Genomic DNA, 15,540 nt, shown 5'->3' on the forward strand with positions numbered 1-15,540 from the left:
TCAAGAAAAAACGTCTACTTTTGCAGTAGACGTTCAAATTTTACCTGTACACCATATTCATCGGCTTTTGTTAAGATAATTTCATGCTCTGGAAATTGATTTTTCATGGCATTTACGAAATCTTGCGCTATAGCAGTAGGGATGATAGAAATCAGTGTTGGTCCCGCTCCACTTAAAGCCGTTCCAAATGCCCCATTAACCTTTGCTGCGGCATGAATTTCTGTATATTGTGGAATTAAATTGGCACGGAAAGGTTCGTGGAATAAATCAGCTTCCATATAACGACCTGCACGCTCAAAATCACGAACCATTAATGATGCCGCTAGCATATTGGCATTTGCAGAGGCCCTCACTGCATATGTACGGTCAAATTGTTCTGGTAAAACAGAACGGGATTCACTTGTTTTTAGTTCGACACCGGGCACATACACAACAAAGGAAGCATCTAGATCGTTGACATGAAATGTATCAACAACGCCATTTTCATCCATTGAGGAAATTGTTAATCCCCCTAATACAGAGGCGGTTGCATTGTCTGGATGTCCTTCGATTTGTGAGGATAAATTGAGTTTATCCTGTAAAGTTAAGCCTAAGTCACAGACTTGGTTAGCTAGTTCAATTCCTGCAACGATGACCGCTGCACTGCTCCCCAAACCACGGGCTAATGGAAGCTCACTTGCCATTTCAACACGGCAAGCAGGTAGTGGCTTACCGTATTGATCCGCAATTTTTTTAGCAATCACGTATAGTAAGTGCTCTTCCAGCTCAAACTCTTTAGGACCATTATCATCGAGGTGGATAATTTCCCAACTATCCTGTAAAGACACGGTTAACTTTAAGTAAAGAGATAAGCCAAGGCCTATTGAATCAAAACCAGGACCTAGATTGGCTGTGCTCCCAGGAACCGTGATTTCCCACATGTTACTCATAGTACATCCTCGATGTATTTTCGAATTTCTTCCTCATCGTTTTTAAGTGAAACAACATCTACAGTCGAGACATTCATGGCAGTATCAGGATCTTTCAATCCATTACCCGTGAAAATTGTCACAACTTTAGAGCCCTTCGCAATCTTGCCATTTTCAACTGATTTAATAACGCCTGCTAATGATGCAGCTGAACCTGGTTCAACGAAAATTCCTTCAGTGCCAGCAATTAATTTGTAAGCAGCTAAAATTTCTTCGTCTGTAACCGAATCAATAATTCCACCAGACTCATCGCGAGCTGCTTCTGCAAATTTCCAACTTGCAGGATTACCGATACGAATAGCTGTTGCCACTGTCTCAGGATTAGCAATAGGTTCACCTTTTACAATTGCTGCTGCACCTTCAGCTTCAAAGCCGAACATTTTTGGTAAACCAGAGTCTTTTGCAGCATCGTATTCTTTAAAGCCTTTCCAGTACGCAGTAATGTTACCTGCGTTACCAACAGGGATGCAAAGATAGTCTGGAGCTTTTCCTAAAGCATCTACAATTTCAAATGACGCCGTTTTTTGCCCCTCGATGCGGAATGGATTCACAGAGTTTACAAGTGCCACAGGAGTTGTTTCGCTTACTTGGCGGACAATATTTAATGCATCATCAAAATTACCGTCGATTTCGATAATCTTTGCACCATACATTGTTGCTTGGGCTAGCTTACCTAGGGCTACTTTTCCTTTAGGGATAACGACTATGGACTGGATTCCAGCGCGTGTTGCATAAGCTGCTGCTGCGGCGGATGTGTTACCAGTTGAAGCACAAATAACGCATTTGCTACCTTCTTCAATCGCTTTTGCAACGGCAAACACCATACCACGGTCTTTAAATGAACCGGTTGGATTTGCACCTTCGATTTTTCCATAAAGCTCAATGCCTAGTTTTTTAGATAGATTTACTAGATGTATAAGAGGCGTATTGCCTTCGTTTAAAGTTAGAGCAGGTGTATTTTCTGTTACGGGTAAAAATTCTTTATATTCTTCAATTAGGCCTTTCCACATAACGTTTACGATCTCCTTTTGTTCTTATAGAAAGAACAGTTGTTTTTGTATAAAAGACATTTTAACGCAAATTGCCCCATGTTTTCAATAGAATTTCGGAAATTGTCTAAACAATTCGGTAATTTGAATTTTCGCTTGTCACTTTCTTGAAACAACTGTATAGTAAACTCATAGTGTAAAGTCAAGTGTAAAGACAGGTGGTTAAAATGACGATAAATACAGTATCAACGGATAAATTTCAACAATCTATTTCTCGCAAAAAGCTTTTGGGGGTAGCGGGGGTAGGCTGGCTTTTTGATGCAATGGACGTAGGAATATTATCATTCGTTATTGCAGCTTTAGCAGTTGATTGGGGATTAACGCCAAGTCAGTCGGGTTGGATAGGTAGCATAAACTCAATTGGAATGGCTGTAGGAGCTCTTGTTTTCGGCGTACTAGCCGATAAAGTGGGACGTAAGCAAATTTTTATGTGGACGCTTGTATTATTTTCGATCGCAAGTGGCTTATCTGCATTTACCACTACATTAGCTGCTTTTATGACACTACGCTTTTTAGTAGGCATGGGGCTAGGGGGAGAATTGCCAGTCGCATCGACGTTAGTTTCTGAGAGTGTAGAAGCCAAAGAGCGTGGGCGAGTAGTTGTTTTGCTAGAAAGTTTCTGGGCGGCAGGATGGTTAATCGCTGCATTGATTTCGTATTTTGTTATTCCTTCGTGGGGATGGCGTAGTGCTTTATTGTTAACGGCAATTCCAGCAATATATGCAATTTATCTTCGTTGGAACTTGCCAGATTCACCACAATTTACAGTAAAGGCTGAGTCTAAGAAACGTAGTGTTATGCAAAATATTCGAGAAGTATGGTCGAAAAAATATTTACGCTCGACACTTATGTTATGGGTGTTATGGTTTACGGTTGTTTTCTCGTATTACGGTATGTTTTTATGGCTACCGAGTGTTATGGTTGGTAAAGGCTTTGATATGATTACGAGCTTTAAATATGTTCTCATTATGACGCTTGCGCAGCTACCAGGTTATTTTACAGCTGCTTGGTTTATAGAAAAATTCGGACGGAAGTTTGTACTTGTTTCTTATTTAATTGGTACAGCAGTAAGTGCGTTCATTTTTGGTAATGCGGAAACACTAGTAGTGCTATTAACATCTGGGATGTTTTTATCGTTCTTTAACTTAGGGGCATGGGGTGCGCTTTATGCTTATACACCAGAGCAGTATCCAGCAATTATCCGTGGAACGGGTGCAGGAATGGCAGCGGCTGTTGGGCGCATCGGTGGTATTTTTGGACCTTTGTTAGTAGGCTCTTTATTAACAGCAGGTTATGATATTGGCTTTATCTTTGCTATTTTCTGTGGAGCGATTATTATCGGTGTTGTTGGGGTAATATTCTTAGGTCGAGAAACGAAACAAATTGAATTAGAATAACAAAAATAATCATGTCTTGGATGAACTATAATCCAAGACATTTTTATCAATTAATTTACATAAAAATTAAGAGTTATTAATTTTTATACAAATATTTTTAAAAATCTGTTAAAATCACACAATAAGGTTCGTCACTGAAAATGGGGATGACATTTGGTTAAAACGTATAGCAAGTGGGTCAATTGATTGGAGTACAGGTCAGGGATTTATTGGTGATCACCATGGCTACAGACGTAACCTGGAGCGAGTTTCGTTAGGAAAGCTTACAGTCGCAGCGGAAATCAACCCTCGACTTATAAGGGTGATTTATCAATTAACTTTGATTAAGAAAATAGAACGATTTTTTGTCTTTTTCACATTAGCGAGTTAAAGCATTGAAGATTTTTCAGAAAAGTCGTTGTATTCAGATTGTAATCGTGATACTGTATTTTTAACTTCTTTCAGCAATTGTTTTCTGTAGCGACAGGAACAGATGTCTTTTGTACCGAAAGCGAAGCGACAGGAACAAATGTCTCTTGTACCGAAAGCGAAGCGACAGGTACAGATGTCCAAACACCCGATGAAAGAAGTTAAAGCCTCCAGCCGATTCCAGATTCATTGTTTATCTGTAGTGAAAGCAAAGCGACAGCAACAAATGTTTACTGTGCGAAAGCGAAGCGACAGCAACAATTATGCCGAGGTATAATTGATCCGAATTTAGAGTCAGTAGGAAACAATCTCCGTTCGTGATAATTTCATTGAAAGAAAGGTTGTTAGAAATGAGCATAAATGAAGAAATAAAAAGAAGATTTGTTAGGCTGTCGAAAGGCCAGCGTAAAGTTGCACAATTTGTTATGAGTAACCCTACAGTTGTAATTGGTAATGGAGCAGCAGAAGTTGGTAGACAGGCGAATGTTAGTGAATCAACAGTTATTCGTTTTTGTTATGCAATGGATTTGATGGGCTATGTAGAGCTTCAAGACAAGGTTAGAAGCTGTTTAATGACTCAAAATGGTGGTGAGAATCTTCAACCTACATATTTTTCAAGTAAGCGGAATATTCCGAGTTTTGGGAAGGTGATGCAACGTGATATTCAAAATATTCAAGATACGATTCATTTGATTAACGATAATATGCTCCAAAAAAGCTCGAAATGGATGCATGAAGCAGAGAACGTTTATATTTTAGGTACTCGTCAAGCTGCGTCCATAGCAAATTGGTTATCGTCTACAATGAAAACTTTACGTCCAAATGTAAAACAGCTTCGCTCAGAATCCGACGATATTGTACAGCAAATTAACAGCATGGGAGAGCAGACGACATTAATAGTTTTGGTAGGGGACAAGCATTCAAACGACGTTCAAACGATTGTAGAAATTGCCAAGAAGAAAAAGGCTAAAATTATTGCTATTACTGGTTCGGCGTTGTCTTCTATTCGGGAATACGCATGTGCATTATTTACACTTGGTCTGAAAAAGCAATCTTCATTGGATGTTATTCCAGTATTATTTTCGTTTTTACATGCGCTAATTGAGGAAATGGTTAGTCAGGATAAAGCGCAATATGAGAAATATCAGCAATCATATGAGCAATTAGAAAATAATTTGTTATTCTTAGATGCAGCAAGAGAGAAGCAAGTTTTCTAAACATTTTACAACGCGTAGAAACCGTAAAATACTAATCTATGCGTTTTATTTACGCTACACATAAAAAAGATGTCCAAAAAAGTTTTTAGACATCCTTGAAAAAGAAGCTTATAAAATTTTACTTAAGCTATATTCGTTAATAAAGGTATCATTTAATTTAATAGCGTTTTGTCGAATACCTTCTTGCTCAAAACCTAGTTTTTTAAACAGATGTAAAGCACAATCATTATGTTCCATAACAGATACTTCTAAGCGCGAAATATCCCGCTGCTTAGACCATTGTTCAACTGCCTTCATCAGCTCTGAACCAATACCTTGTCGTTGATGCTCTTCCTTAACAGCTAGGCGGACTGATGCAACATGCTTAGCTTTAGAATGTTTATATCCATGGATAACGGCATAACCAGCAAAATTACCATTTAATATACAAAGTAAAATTGTACGGTTTTTTAATTGTTTCCAAGTGCTTAAATCTTTACGAAGTTGTTGAACTGTAAGGTCTAATTCATTTTCCATGTTATACATGAAGTCAGTTTCTTGGAAAATTTCTTCTTGCAAATGAATAAATGATCTGGCATCTGATGCTTCAATTGCTCGAATTATGTATGCAGATGGGTTTTCGTCATCTTTAGAAATATTACTCGTAGTCTTCATTTGTGTACGCGAGAAAGATACACTGGTACCGAGTTTAACATCAATGACATAGTAGCCTGCATTTGTCCATGACAAATAGTGAGAGAGAGGGGGCTTTGTTTTCTTCCACCAGCTCCTATTCAAGTAAGCTGCATTTGGCAAGGCTTGTCCCATAATATTTTCGAGTTCGCTAAATGATAAAGTAATTTCTTGTTGTAAAGCTACTTCAAAATAATTTGCTAAAGGAATATACTTTTTTTCCATCTTCTTTGTCATCGTGATCCCCATTTCCTGTATATCCTAATATATATATAGACTACCTGATAATAGCATAAAATTATGGTTTCTTAAATATAAAAATACAACTATATATCTACTTATAGCAAATCTTTTTTATAAACTACGTATTATTATTATTAAGTGTTATAAATAGGATGTTATTAACAGATAAATATATTAAATTTAATAATAACCCAGAATTAGTGGTAACAGGTAATTTTTGGTTCCGTTCCGTGAAGTGAGGTTGATTTCCGTTCCGACTATGCACTTTCCTCGGGGCGTCCGGCGAGCCGCTTTTGTTGTTGTTGTTGTTGTTGTCGCTACGCTTTCGCGCAAAAAAACATCTGCCGGCCAAAGCACAAAGCCGATTCCGGACGCAATTATGCTGAGGCATCATTGATTTGTATATTGCTAGTAGATCCTTTATAGATAAACTTTCACTTTATATCATGTTTGCTCATAAGGTATGATAAAATAAAATATAAATGTTATTGCCATTCAGGAGGAATAAATTCAATGAGTAAAGTTTTAGTTTTTGGTCATAAAAATCCAGATACAGACACAATTACATCTGCAATTGTATATGCATATTTAAAACAGCAAATTGGCGTTGATGCTGAAGCGGTACGCCTTGGAGAAGTAAATAACGAAACTCAATTTGCTTTAGATAAATTTGGCTTTGAAGCACCTCGTTTAATTTCATCAGTAGTTGGAGAAGCAGAAAAAGTAATCCTTGTAGACCACAATGAATTCCAGCAATCTGCTGACGGCATTGAAGAGGTACAAATTACAGAGGTCATTGATCATCACCGTATTGCCAACTTCCAAACGGCTGATCCACTATACTACCGTGCAGAACCTGTAGGCTGTACTGCAACAATTCTAAACAAAATCTTCAAAGAACATGGCGTAGCAATTCCTGCAAACATTGCTGGATTAATGCTTTCTGCTATTGTTTCTGATACATTATTATTCAAATCTCCAACTTGCACTGAGCAAGATGTAAAAGCTGGTGAGGAGCTAGCGAAAATTGCAGGTGTTGATGCTGCTGAATACGGTTTAGCAATGCTTAAAGCAGGTGCTGACCTTTCAGATAAATCATTAGAAGATCTTTTATCATTAGATGCAAAAGAATTTCAATTCGGTGAATATAAATCTGTAGTAGCTCAAGTAAATGCTGTCGATATTAACGATGTACTTGGTCGCCAAGAAGAATTAGAAATTTTATTAAATAAAAATGTAGCGGAAAATGGCTTAGATTTATTCTTCTTTGTTGTAACAGATATTTTAAACAATGATTCAACAGCCGTTGCAGTTGGACAAGTAGCTGAGGCTGCAGTAAAAGGATTTGGCGCGGAGCTTGTGAATAATCGCGTTCTTTTACCGGGTGTTGTATCCCGTAAAAAACAAATCGTTCCAGTTTTAACTGATGCATTGAAATAATAAAAAGATGCTGGGACAAAAAGAAAAAATGTTAGACCGATTGTATTTCGGTCTAACATTTTTTTGATTTAGGAAGGAACACTCTACTCGTTGAAGCGAAAAAGTTATTATCTATTTTCGCTATTTTTCAAAATAATCGAGTTCTGTCCCAGCTCCTTTTTAATCTAGTTTTAATGGGTGTACAGCAGGACCTTCAAGAACTTCTCCTTTGGCATTAAAACGAGAGCCATGACAAGGGCAATCCCATGTTTCGTCGGCTTCATTCCATTTTGTTTTACAGCCTAAATGCGTGCAAGTTGGTGTATTAGCATGTTTCACATAACCAGTCACGAACTCCTTAGCTACAAAGCCTCCTACCTTTAGCATCTGCATAAACTGTGCCCCGAATTTCGTACGTGCCGGCGAGTAAAGAGGAATGGCACCATCCTCATTCCCAGCTCCTGTTATTAGGGATGATAGGATATCTCCCGCTACAAAAGAATTGGAAATTCCCCATTTTCGATAGCCAGTTGCAATGAAAACATTAGGCAAGGATGGTGTAATCCTGCCAACATAAGGGACCATATCAGGTGTTTCAATGTCCTGCGCTGACCAGCGATAGATTGCCTCCTGATCGAAATGCGCCTTCATTTCATTTTGAATGGCCTCATAATAGGGCTCCGTATTAGTCGTTTCACCTGCAATATGATTAGCTCCACCTAATACTAAATAGTGCTCGCCGTTAATGGTAGCCGTCCGAATAGAGCGAGTAGGATTATCTACGCATAAATATTGACCTTGTAGTGTATCGGTAATTTTGCTAGCAACCATATAGGAGCGACTATTAGAAAGTTTAAAAAGCTGAAGTCCTCTAAAGGCTTCGATTGGATAGTGTGTGCACAAAATAAGCTTGTTGTATTGAACCGACATATTATTTGCGGTATGTAAGCTATTCTGAGGTATGTTTAATTGCTGAACACGGGTATTTGTGTAGATTTTTGCACCCATTGATAATGCTTCTTTTACAAGGAAATTACAAACTTCTACTGGATGTATTTGAGCTTGCTGGGACATGCTAAGCGCTTTTGTAACTGGGAAGGGAAGCTCTGTATCAGAAGTGATTTTCGCCTTAATATTTAATACTTTATAGGCATTCCATTCTTTTAATAATTGGGCATAGCCTTCTTTTGTTTGGCAATAAAGCAAGGAATCTACTTGTTGAATACTTTCTTTAGGGAGTAACTGTAATGCTTTCTCTACAGCTATTTGGTTTAACTGATAATAGAGTCGTGCCTCATCTACAGAAAGTTTTTCAATAAGGTTGGCATAAACTAAGCTATGCTGAGCAGTTAATTTTCCTGTGGAATTACCAGTCGTACCATGACCGATATGGGAATTTGCCTCAAGTAAGACCACATCTACTCCCGATTTTGCTAAGACATATGCTGTATATAGTCCCGTCAATCCTCCACCGATTATACACACATCACAAGTTGTTGATGCAGGAAGCGATGGTAGCGAGACGGGATCAATTGTTCCGAGCCAAAGAGATTGTGTCATACATAACCCCCACATTGTTTTTACGTTCAGTATGTAGATTGATTTGAAAATTTATGCAATGAAGCATAAAAATTGCCTTGCTGTATTTACTATCGCTACAATGTAGCAAAAGGAGCGTGACTACCTATGAAAATTGAAATCTGGTCAGATTATGTATGTCCATTTTGTTATATTGGTAAAAAGCAACTAGAGCAGGCGATTCAGGATACGGGTTTTGCAGGGCAGGTAGAGCTTGTTTATAAAAGCTATCAACTTGACCCAACAACACCTGTGGATACTAATGTGTCTACGTATGAAGCATTGGCGAAAAAGTATGGAATGTCGCTAGAAAAAGCGAAGGAAATGACGCAAGGTGTTGCTGCTCGCGCTAAAGAAGTTGGTCTAGAGTATAACTTTGATAATTCAATGGAGGAAAATACATTAAAAGCGCATCGTCTAGTAAAATGGGCAGAAAAGCAAGGGGATGTTACAGCACTTGTCGAAGCACTATTATACAGTTATTTTATTGAAGCAAAGCGTATTGGTCAGGACGATGTATTAATCGATATTGCTGTGCAAGTAGGTCTGAACCGTGATGAAGTTGCAAAGGTTCTATCTAACGATGATTTTAAAATAGACGTAGAGACAGATATACAAGAAGGGCTACAGCTTGGCGTAAGAGGGGTACCGTTCTTTGTGTTAAATCGTAAGTACGGTATTTCTGGGGCACAACCTCAAGAAGTATTTGAAGAAACTTTACGTAAAGTTGCTGAGGAAGAAGGCTTACAACCAGGATTAAAGATGGCAGGCTCTGATGATGGTGGAGTTTGTACCGATGATAGTTGTAAATTTTAATTCTGATGGAGAAAGGTAAGAAATAATAGAAGCTGATCTGACTATAACGACACTCAGGTAAGGACCTCGAAAAGGTTGGGTTCCCTTACAGAATACTCGAAGAAGCTCGGGGAAGTTCATTTCACACTCCAAGCAACCTAACACATAGATCAAAGGGGGATGACCTTTGTTAAACGCATATCGTGTGGCGAAGTTGATTGGAGTGGAGACTGAGCGACTCCTTGGAGTCAAATCATAGCGTCACAGATGAGACCCTGAAGCGGCTCATCGGACGCCCTCGGGAAAGCGCTCGGTCGGAATGGAAAGCAACCTTACGTTATACGTTATGGGGTAAATATATTGAATCAATTACATTTCGGTCAAAAGTCTGAGTCTACTAGCGTTGACTTTTTTCGTAAATTTTTTTAATATACTTATATATCTTGAATTCGAGATATTAGACTTTGATTTTAAGGGAGAATTTATATAATGAATGTATTAGTAGTAAAAGCAAACAACCGTCCAGATGGTATTTCAACAAAAATGTATGACACATTTATGGAAAATGTACAAGGTGTAGATGTAACGACTTTTGACGTATTCGCAGAAGATATGCCTTATTTCGGTCAAGATCTTTTCAATGCTTTTGGTAAAGTACAAAACGGTGAAGCGTTAACTGACGTTGAATCACGTCTTTTAGCAGCAAAACAAAAAGCTATGGATGCTTTAACTGCAGCTGATGTTGTTGTATTTGCTTTCCCACTTTGGAACTTAACAATCCCAGCGAAATTACAAACTTTCATCGACTATGTATTCCAAGCTGGTTATACATTTAAATATAATGAAAACGGTCAATTAGAAGGCTTAATGGGTGACAAAAAAGTTGTTATCTTAAATGCTCGTGGTGGTTATTATTCTGCACCTGAAGCACAACCAATGGAAATGTCAGTTAACTACATCAAAAATGTTGTTGGCATGTTCGGTATGGAAATTATCGAAGAGGTTATCATTGAAGGTCATAACGCGTCACAAGATAAAGCACAAGAAATTATTGCAAATGGCCTAGAAGCGGTTAAAAAAGTTGCCCAATCTTTACAAACTGTAAATGCATAATAAATTAATTTTTAATAAAAGTTCTCTCTAATTTGAGAGGACTTTTTTTATTTCTTTCATAGAGGTATGGTAATGCTGAGGAGGACTAAAATATTGATATTATGCGCTTATTCTTGATTTACATTTAATAACATCATATTGGTGAAATGATAGTAATCTATCGTTTTCGAGTAAAGTGTTTTGTTATTTGGTTAAAAATACATACAATTAGGACTATTCGTTCAGTAAATAAAGCAATTAGTATAATATAATAGAAATTGTAGGAAAATATTAGATTTTTAAGGAGGGTGTTTCATGAATAAGAAATTAATGACTAAATTCTTGGCGATGTTACTTGTTCTATTCGCGGTCTTACCATTTGGACTATCCGCAAATGCTGCATCAAACGATGTAACACGTGGGGATTATGTGAAAGAATTAGTAGAAAGCTTAAATGTAGAGCTAGGTGATGGTTCCAAAATTGCCTTCACTGATGTCTCTAAGGATTTAGCCCCGTATGTAGAAAAAGCAGTAGAATTGAAGCTTATTAAAGGTAAAACTGCGACATTGTTTGATCCAAATGATAAATTGACACGTCAACAAGCATTTGTTATTTCTGCTCGTGGATTAGTCAATGAAAACGCTCCACTTTCTGTATTAGATCAGTTTAAAGATGTAGATAAAGTTGCAACAACACATAAGCAAGATATAGCAAATGCCGTTGCTGCAAACATATTACAAGGGTTTGAAGATAACACAATTCGTCCTGATGACTATGTCACAACTGAACAAATGCAAAGTATTATTGAACGCTTTGTAGCCGAATACAAATTACCTACATCTACAACTAATGTAGATCTTCAAATTTTAGGAACAACAGATATTCATACAAACCTTGCAAATTATAATTATTTTTTAGATACTGAATCAGCTGATATAGGTTTAGCAAACACAGCAACATTAATTGAACAAGCCCGTACTGAGAATCCAAACACATTATTATTTGATAATGGCGATTTAATTCAAGGAACGCCACTAGGATCTTATAAAGCATTGGAGAACGTTTTAAAACCAGGTGAAGTTCATCCAGCTATTGCAGCACTAAATGCACTGAAATATGATGGTGGAACTTTAGGGAACCATGAATTCAACTATGGATTAGAGTTTTTAGATGAAGTATTAAATGATGCAAAATATCCAGTCGTAAATGCAAACACATACGACGCTAAAACGAAAGAGCGTATGTATACACCTTATGTAATTCTTGATAAAGAGGTTGTAGACAATAAAGGTAAAAAGCACACACTTAAAGTTGGCGTTACAGGTATCGTACCTACGAAAATTGTTGAATGGGATGCTGTTCATTTAGCAGGCAAAGTAGAAATGCAAGAACCAGTTGAAGCGGTGAAAGAGGTTGTACCAGAAATGCAAAAAGCAGGTGCAGACGTAATTGTAGTACTTTCACACTCAGGTATTGGTGAGGATTCTTACGTAAAAGGTAACGAAAACGTTGGATATCAAATCTCTGAGATTGAGGGGGTCGACGCTTTAATTACTGGTCACTCTCATTTAACATTCCCAGGTGACTATAAAAATCTTAAAAATGTTGATCAAGAAAAAGGGACAATTAACGGTGTGCCTACTGTTATGGCAGGAAGCTATGGTAGCTATCTTGGAGTCATTGATTTAAAACTAGAACAACAAGGCTCTGAATGGGTTGTAGTGGATGGACAGGGTTCTCTCCGTTCTATCAAACAAGGAGGCTTACAACCATCTAAAACAGTTTTAAATGTAATTAAAGAAGCGCATGAAGGTACGTTGAAGTATATACGTCAGCCTGTTGGTGAGACAACTGCACCAATCCATAGCTACTTCTCAATGGTTCAAGATGACCCTTCTATTCAAATTGTGACACAAGCTCAAAAATGGTTTATTGAGAAAGAATTAAAAGGTACCGCTGATGAAAACACACCAATTCTTTCTGCTGGTGCACCTTTCAAAGCAGGGTCTCGTAACAACCCTTCAGATTACACGAACATTCCTGTAGGTCCGCTTGCGATTAAAAATATGGCAGACATTTATTATTACGATAATACGGTTGCAACGATTAAAGTAACAGGTGCACAAGCAGTTGAATGGTTAGAAATGGCTGCTGGTATTTTTGCAACAATTGATCCAAATAAAACTGAAGAACAAAATATTATTGACCCAGAGGCACGTTCTTACAATTTTGACGTATTAGATGGTTTAACATATCAAATCGATGTAACATCTCCGGCGAAATATGATAGTCGAGGTATTCTGGTAGATGAAAAAGCAAATCGTATTAAAAACGTACAATACAACGGTAAACCAATCGATTTAAATCAAGAATTTATCATCATTACGAACAATTACCGTGTGGGTGGTTCTTATGGTACCACATTTAAAAATACAGATGGCTCTAATATAACAAACTATGCTTATGAAAATCGCCAAGCTGTCATTGATTACGTTATGGAAAATAAAACAATTAATCCTGCTGCGGATAACAACTGGTCATTTGTACCGTTCCCAGCAAATACGAAAATCATTTACAACTCTGCTAAGGATGCGCAAAAAGTCATTCCTGCAGGTAGTAATATCGAATATTTAGGAGATACAGAAGGTGGCTTTGCTAAATATTTAATTAAGTAATAATGAAATGTTAAAAGGAGAGTGCGTTGTTAAACGCTGCTCTCCTTTTTGTGTCGCTCAAATGTATGATAACGTGTTCCTTGAAATGTTAATAAGCCAAGGTCATCTTCTGCAAGCTGTCCATAATCACGACCATTCATTTTTAATTCTAGACGATCGCCACTTTGTACTTCGAACGTTACATAGTACGATGTATAGGCACTAGAGTTACCAGAACCTCCACTAGTATTCGAACGTTTTGTTACGACTTTAGCGGGTACTGTTAATAATGGTTCATTGTTGTTTTTCGACCATTGTAAGATACCTTTAATAATAGTAAATGCTATAATACCGAACACGATAAAAAACATTATTGAAATAAAACTGGGTATAAAAGAGAATTCATCAAACCCAACCATAAAAGGCCTCCAATCTATGAAATATTGTGCTTGAAGTCGTTATAAAGGCGGATGTCACGGAAATCAGAAAGGAATCAAGCACAAAGCCGATTCCGGACGCATTGTTCATCTGTAGCGAAAGCGAAGCGACAGCAACAAATGTTTTCTGTGCGAAAGCGAAGCGACAGCAACAAATGTTTCTGTGCGAAAGCGAAGCGACAGCAACAAATGTTTCTGTGCGAAAGCGAAGCGACAGCAACAATTATGACGAGGCATAATTGATTAGTTAAATCGCCATGTATAGCAAACTCCTTATCTTCTAGTTTTTCAATATATGTAGACGTAAATGAAATTTTTGGATAAATGTCAGCGTCGAAAAAATAAGGGAGATACAAGCACATAAAGACCAAAGTTTTTCGTCGAGACACTAGCAACAGCGATTGTGAATAAAATGTTTGCACCCGCCATTTGTTCAATGTCTGGAAAAACTATTTCTGCATCGTACGATTCAAATACACCATATATTTTTGATATCATCATATGTCGTACAGAAATGCCAATAGTTGAATGACTAAAATCAATCGCATACTTTTCAGTTGGAAAAGCATACCAAACTGATATCTTACATGAATAATAAAATAAACAATTCGGATATTCAATGGGTTTTTAGAAAAAATGAGAGAATATTACATTGATAAAAGTTCATTTTGTGAATGTTTAAAAAGAGTATAAAAACCCTAATCCGTAAGACAGTTTTGTCAACATAACGTCATAACCGTACGTTATCTTTTCTTTTAAAAAGGGATACAACAATGGAAGGAGTCATAATAATAAAATCATGCGCATCTATATAGAAGTAAGTTGCCATTTTCAATGCAGATATTAAACGACCATTACTCACCTCTAATTGAACGGTCATAGGTAATTTCTATGGCATCGTTATTTTTATATAAATACTATAAGGACAGAGTTAGATAAGGTAGTAGTTACCTACTTTAAAATTGAATCTAAATCAAATTCCAAAATGATAAAACATTTATAAGTTACATTTAGTAATTAAATGAAAAATAGTAAACAGATTATTGTTAGTAAATAAGTTACTTTAAATTTACTTTTTTAAAAATAATCGTTACAATAGAGTACATAAGAGGTGAAAAAAATGAGTGAGTCAAATTTATGTCCTCGTTTAGCTAAAGCAATGGATTTAATTGGAAAACGCTGGACAGGGCTAATTTTATATCAATTATTAGACGGACCACAGCGCTTCAATGAGATAGAATCTTCATTACCTGTAAGCGGTCGTTTATTATCCGAACGTTTAAAAGAGCTAGAAAAAGAAGGGCTTGTTGAACGAAAAGTATATTCAGAGGTACCAGTACGTGTTGAGTATTCTTTGACGGATAAAGGTTGGGCATTAGAAGGAGCAATCCGTAATATTGAATCATGGGCATCGAGTTGGCTTTAACTTCTTTCAGTAGAAGATAAGTGTGAAGTCTATCTCGAATTTTCTGATGGATAGATAAACATTGGACATATGTAATACGAATGACCATGAAATTTCTTTATCATATTCATCATCTCAGCAGGGACTCTCGCTACCCGTTAAGGCGAGAAAAAAATAACCTTCATTTTACTTGTCAAATTAGGGT

The 15,540-nt window shown here is 37.1% G+C and carries 13 protein-coding genes; 7 read left to right on the forward strand and 6 right to left on the reverse strand.

Annotated features, from left to right (window positions below):
- Positions 1 to 14: 14 nt before the first annotated feature.
- Both thrB and thrC read right to left on the reverse strand, forming a co-directional pair.
- The gene (thrB, locus tag ACMZ42_RS05060) at positions 15 to 929 is read right to left on the reverse strand and encodes a homoserine kinase (RefSeq protein ID WP_415730811.1); all 915 of its coding nucleotides are present in this window, start codon (positions 927 to 929) and stop codon (positions 15 to 17) included.
- A complete protein-coding gene (thrC, locus tag ACMZ42_RS05065) occupies positions 926 to 1,978 on the reverse strand; it encodes a threonine synthase (RefSeq protein WP_415730812.1) in 1,053 nt (350 codons plus the stop codon). The genes thrB and thrC overlap by 4 nt, the downstream gene beginning before the upstream one ends.
- 206 nt (positions 1,979 to 2,184) lie before the next feature.
- Between thrC and ACMZ42_RS05070 the strand changes: the two genes are divergently transcribed.
- Positions 2,185 to 3,414, forward strand: coding sequence for an MFS transporter (locus tag ACMZ42_RS05070; RefSeq protein WP_370080015.1), 1,230 nt, complete (start codon positions 2,185 to 2,187; stop codon positions 3,412 to 3,414).
- A 758-nt stretch (positions 3,415 to 4,172) separates the two neighbouring features.
- Positions 4,173 to 5,039, forward strand: a complete 867-nt coding sequence (locus ACMZ42_RS05075; RefSeq protein WP_415730813.1) for a MurR/RpiR family transcriptional regulator — start codon at positions 4,173 to 4,175, stop codon at positions 5,037 to 5,039.
- A gap of 108 nt (positions 5,040 to 5,147) precedes the next feature.
- Here ACMZ42_RS05075 and ACMZ42_RS05080 read toward each other — a convergent pair whose 3' ends face one another.
- Entirely contained in the window at positions 5,148 to 5,948 is an 801-nt protein-coding gene (locus tag ACMZ42_RS05080) for a GNAT family N-acetyltransferase (RefSeq protein ID WP_415730814.1), read from the reverse strand.
- Between the two features lie 519 nt (positions 5,949 to 6,467).
- On the opposite strand from ACMZ42_RS05080, the gene ACMZ42_RS05085 reads away from it, so the two are divergent.
- On the forward strand, positions 6,468 to 7,394 hold the full coding sequence (locus ACMZ42_RS05085; RefSeq protein ID WP_415730815.1) for a manganese-dependent inorganic pyrophosphatase: 927 nt from the start codon (positions 6,468 to 6,470) through the stop codon (positions 7,392 to 7,394).
- A gap of 159 nt (positions 7,395 to 7,553) precedes the next feature.
- Here the strand turns inward: ACMZ42_RS05085 and ACMZ42_RS05090 are convergent, their stop codons facing one another.
- Complete coding sequence (locus tag ACMZ42_RS05090; protein ID WP_415730816.1) at positions 7,554 to 8,933, reverse strand: FAD-dependent oxidoreductase; 1,380 nt, start codon at positions 8,931 to 8,933, stop codon at positions 7,554 to 7,556.
- A 126-nt stretch (positions 8,934 to 9,059) separates the two neighbouring features.
- Here ACMZ42_RS05090 and ACMZ42_RS05095 point away from each other — a divergent pair, with 126 nt between their 5' ends.
- From ACMZ42_RS05095 to ACMZ42_RS05105, 3 genes are all read left to right on the forward strand, one after another.
- On the forward strand, positions 9,060 to 9,767 hold the full coding sequence (locus tag ACMZ42_RS05095; protein ID WP_415730817.1) for a DsbA family oxidoreductase: 708 nt from the start codon (positions 9,060 to 9,062) through the stop codon (positions 9,765 to 9,767).
- A gap of 468 nt (positions 9,768 to 10,235) precedes the next feature.
- Positions 10,236 to 10,859 carry an FMN-dependent NADH-azoreductase gene (locus ACMZ42_RS05100; RefSeq protein WP_370080003.1) on the forward strand — a complete coding sequence of 208 codons (624 nt, stop codon included), beginning with the start codon at positions 10,236 to 10,238 and terminating at the stop codon, positions 10,857 to 10,859.
- 294 nt (positions 10,860 to 11,153) lie between these two features.
- On the forward strand, positions 11,154 to 13,514 hold the full coding sequence (locus ACMZ42_RS05105; RefSeq protein ID WP_415730818.1) for a bifunctional 2',3'-cyclic-nucleotide 2'-phosphodiesterase/3'-nucleotidase: 2,361 nt from the start codon (positions 11,154 to 11,156) through the stop codon (positions 13,512 to 13,514).
- Between the two features lie 29 nt (positions 13,515 to 13,543).
- Here ACMZ42_RS05105 and ACMZ42_RS05110 read toward each other — a convergent pair whose 3' ends face one another.
- Together ACMZ42_RS05110 and ACMZ42_RS05115 are read right to left on the reverse strand one after the other, a co-directional pair.
- Complete coding sequence (locus tag ACMZ42_RS05110) at positions 13,544 to 13,912, reverse strand: DUF2500 domain-containing protein (RefSeq protein WP_370079999.1); 369 nt, start codon at positions 13,910 to 13,912, stop codon at positions 13,544 to 13,546.
- Between the two features lie 345 nt (positions 13,913 to 14,257).
- Positions 14,258 to 14,431 carry a hypothetical protein gene (locus ACMZ42_RS05115; protein WP_415730819.1) on the reverse strand — a complete coding sequence of 58 codons (174 nt, stop codon included), beginning with the start codon at positions 14,429 to 14,431 and terminating at the stop codon, positions 14,258 to 14,260.
- A 619-nt stretch (positions 14,432 to 15,050) separates the two neighbouring features.
- Here ACMZ42_RS05115 and ACMZ42_RS05120 point away from each other — a divergent pair.
- Positions 15,051 to 15,356 carry a winged helix-turn-helix transcriptional regulator gene (locus tag ACMZ42_RS05120; protein ID WP_370079995.1) on the forward strand — a complete coding sequence of 102 codons (306 nt, stop codon included), beginning with the start codon at positions 15,051 to 15,053 and terminating at the stop codon, positions 15,354 to 15,356.
- Positions 15,357 to 15,540 lie beyond the last annotated feature (184 nt).

This window comes from Lysinibacillus sp. NPDC056185 (assembly GCF_047737915.1).
In the GTDB taxonomy this organism is placed as follows: Bacteria; Bacillota; Bacilli; order Bacillales_A; family Planococcaceae; genus Lysinibacillus.

Coding starts and splice junctions, on each gene's coding strand:
- ACMZ42_RS05120 (WP_370079995.1), top strand. CDS start 15,051: ATGAGTGAGTCAAATTTATGTCCTCGTTTAGCTAAAGCAATGGATTTA.
- ACMZ42_RS05085 (WP_415730815.1), top strand. CDS start 6,468: ATGAGTAAAGTTTTAGTTTTTGGTCATAAAAATCCAGATACAGACACA.
- thrC (WP_415730812.1), bottom strand. CDS start 1,978: ATGTGGAAAGGCCTAATTGAAGAATATAAAGAATTTTTACCCGTAACA.
- ACMZ42_RS05115 (WP_415730819.1), bottom strand. CDS start 14,431: ATGATGATATCAAAAATATATGGTGTATTTGAATCGTACGATGCAGAA.
- ACMZ42_RS05090 (WP_415730816.1), bottom strand. CDS start 8,933: ATGACACAATCTCTTTGGCTCGGAACAATTGATCCCGTCTCGCTACCA.
- ACMZ42_RS05105 (WP_415730818.1), top strand. CDS start 11,154: ATGAATAAGAAATTAATGACTAAATTCTTGGCGATGTTACTTGTTCTA.
- thrB (WP_415730811.1), bottom strand. CDS start 929: ATGAGTAACATGTGGGAAATCACGGTTCCTGGGAGCACAGCCAATCTA.
- ACMZ42_RS05080 (WP_415730814.1), bottom strand. CDS start 5,948: ATGACAAAGAAGATGGAAAAAAAGTATATTCCTTTAGCAAATTATTTT.
- ACMZ42_RS05095 (WP_415730817.1), top strand. CDS start 9,060: ATGAAAATTGAAATCTGGTCAGATTATGTATGTCCATTTTGTTATATT.
- ACMZ42_RS05075 (WP_415730813.1), top strand. CDS start 4,173: ATGAGCATAAATGAAGAAATAAAAAGAAGATTTGTTAGGCTGTCGAAA.
- ACMZ42_RS05070 (WP_370080015.1), top strand. CDS start 2,185: ATGACGATAAATACAGTATCAACGGATAAATTTCAACAATCTATTTCT.
- ACMZ42_RS05110 (WP_370079999.1), bottom strand. CDS start 13,912: ATGGTTGGGTTTGATGAATTCTCTTTTATACCCAGTTTTATTTCAATA.
- ACMZ42_RS05100 (WP_370080003.1), top strand. CDS start 10,236: ATGAATGTATTAGTAGTAAAAGCAAACAACCGTCCAGATGGTATTTCA.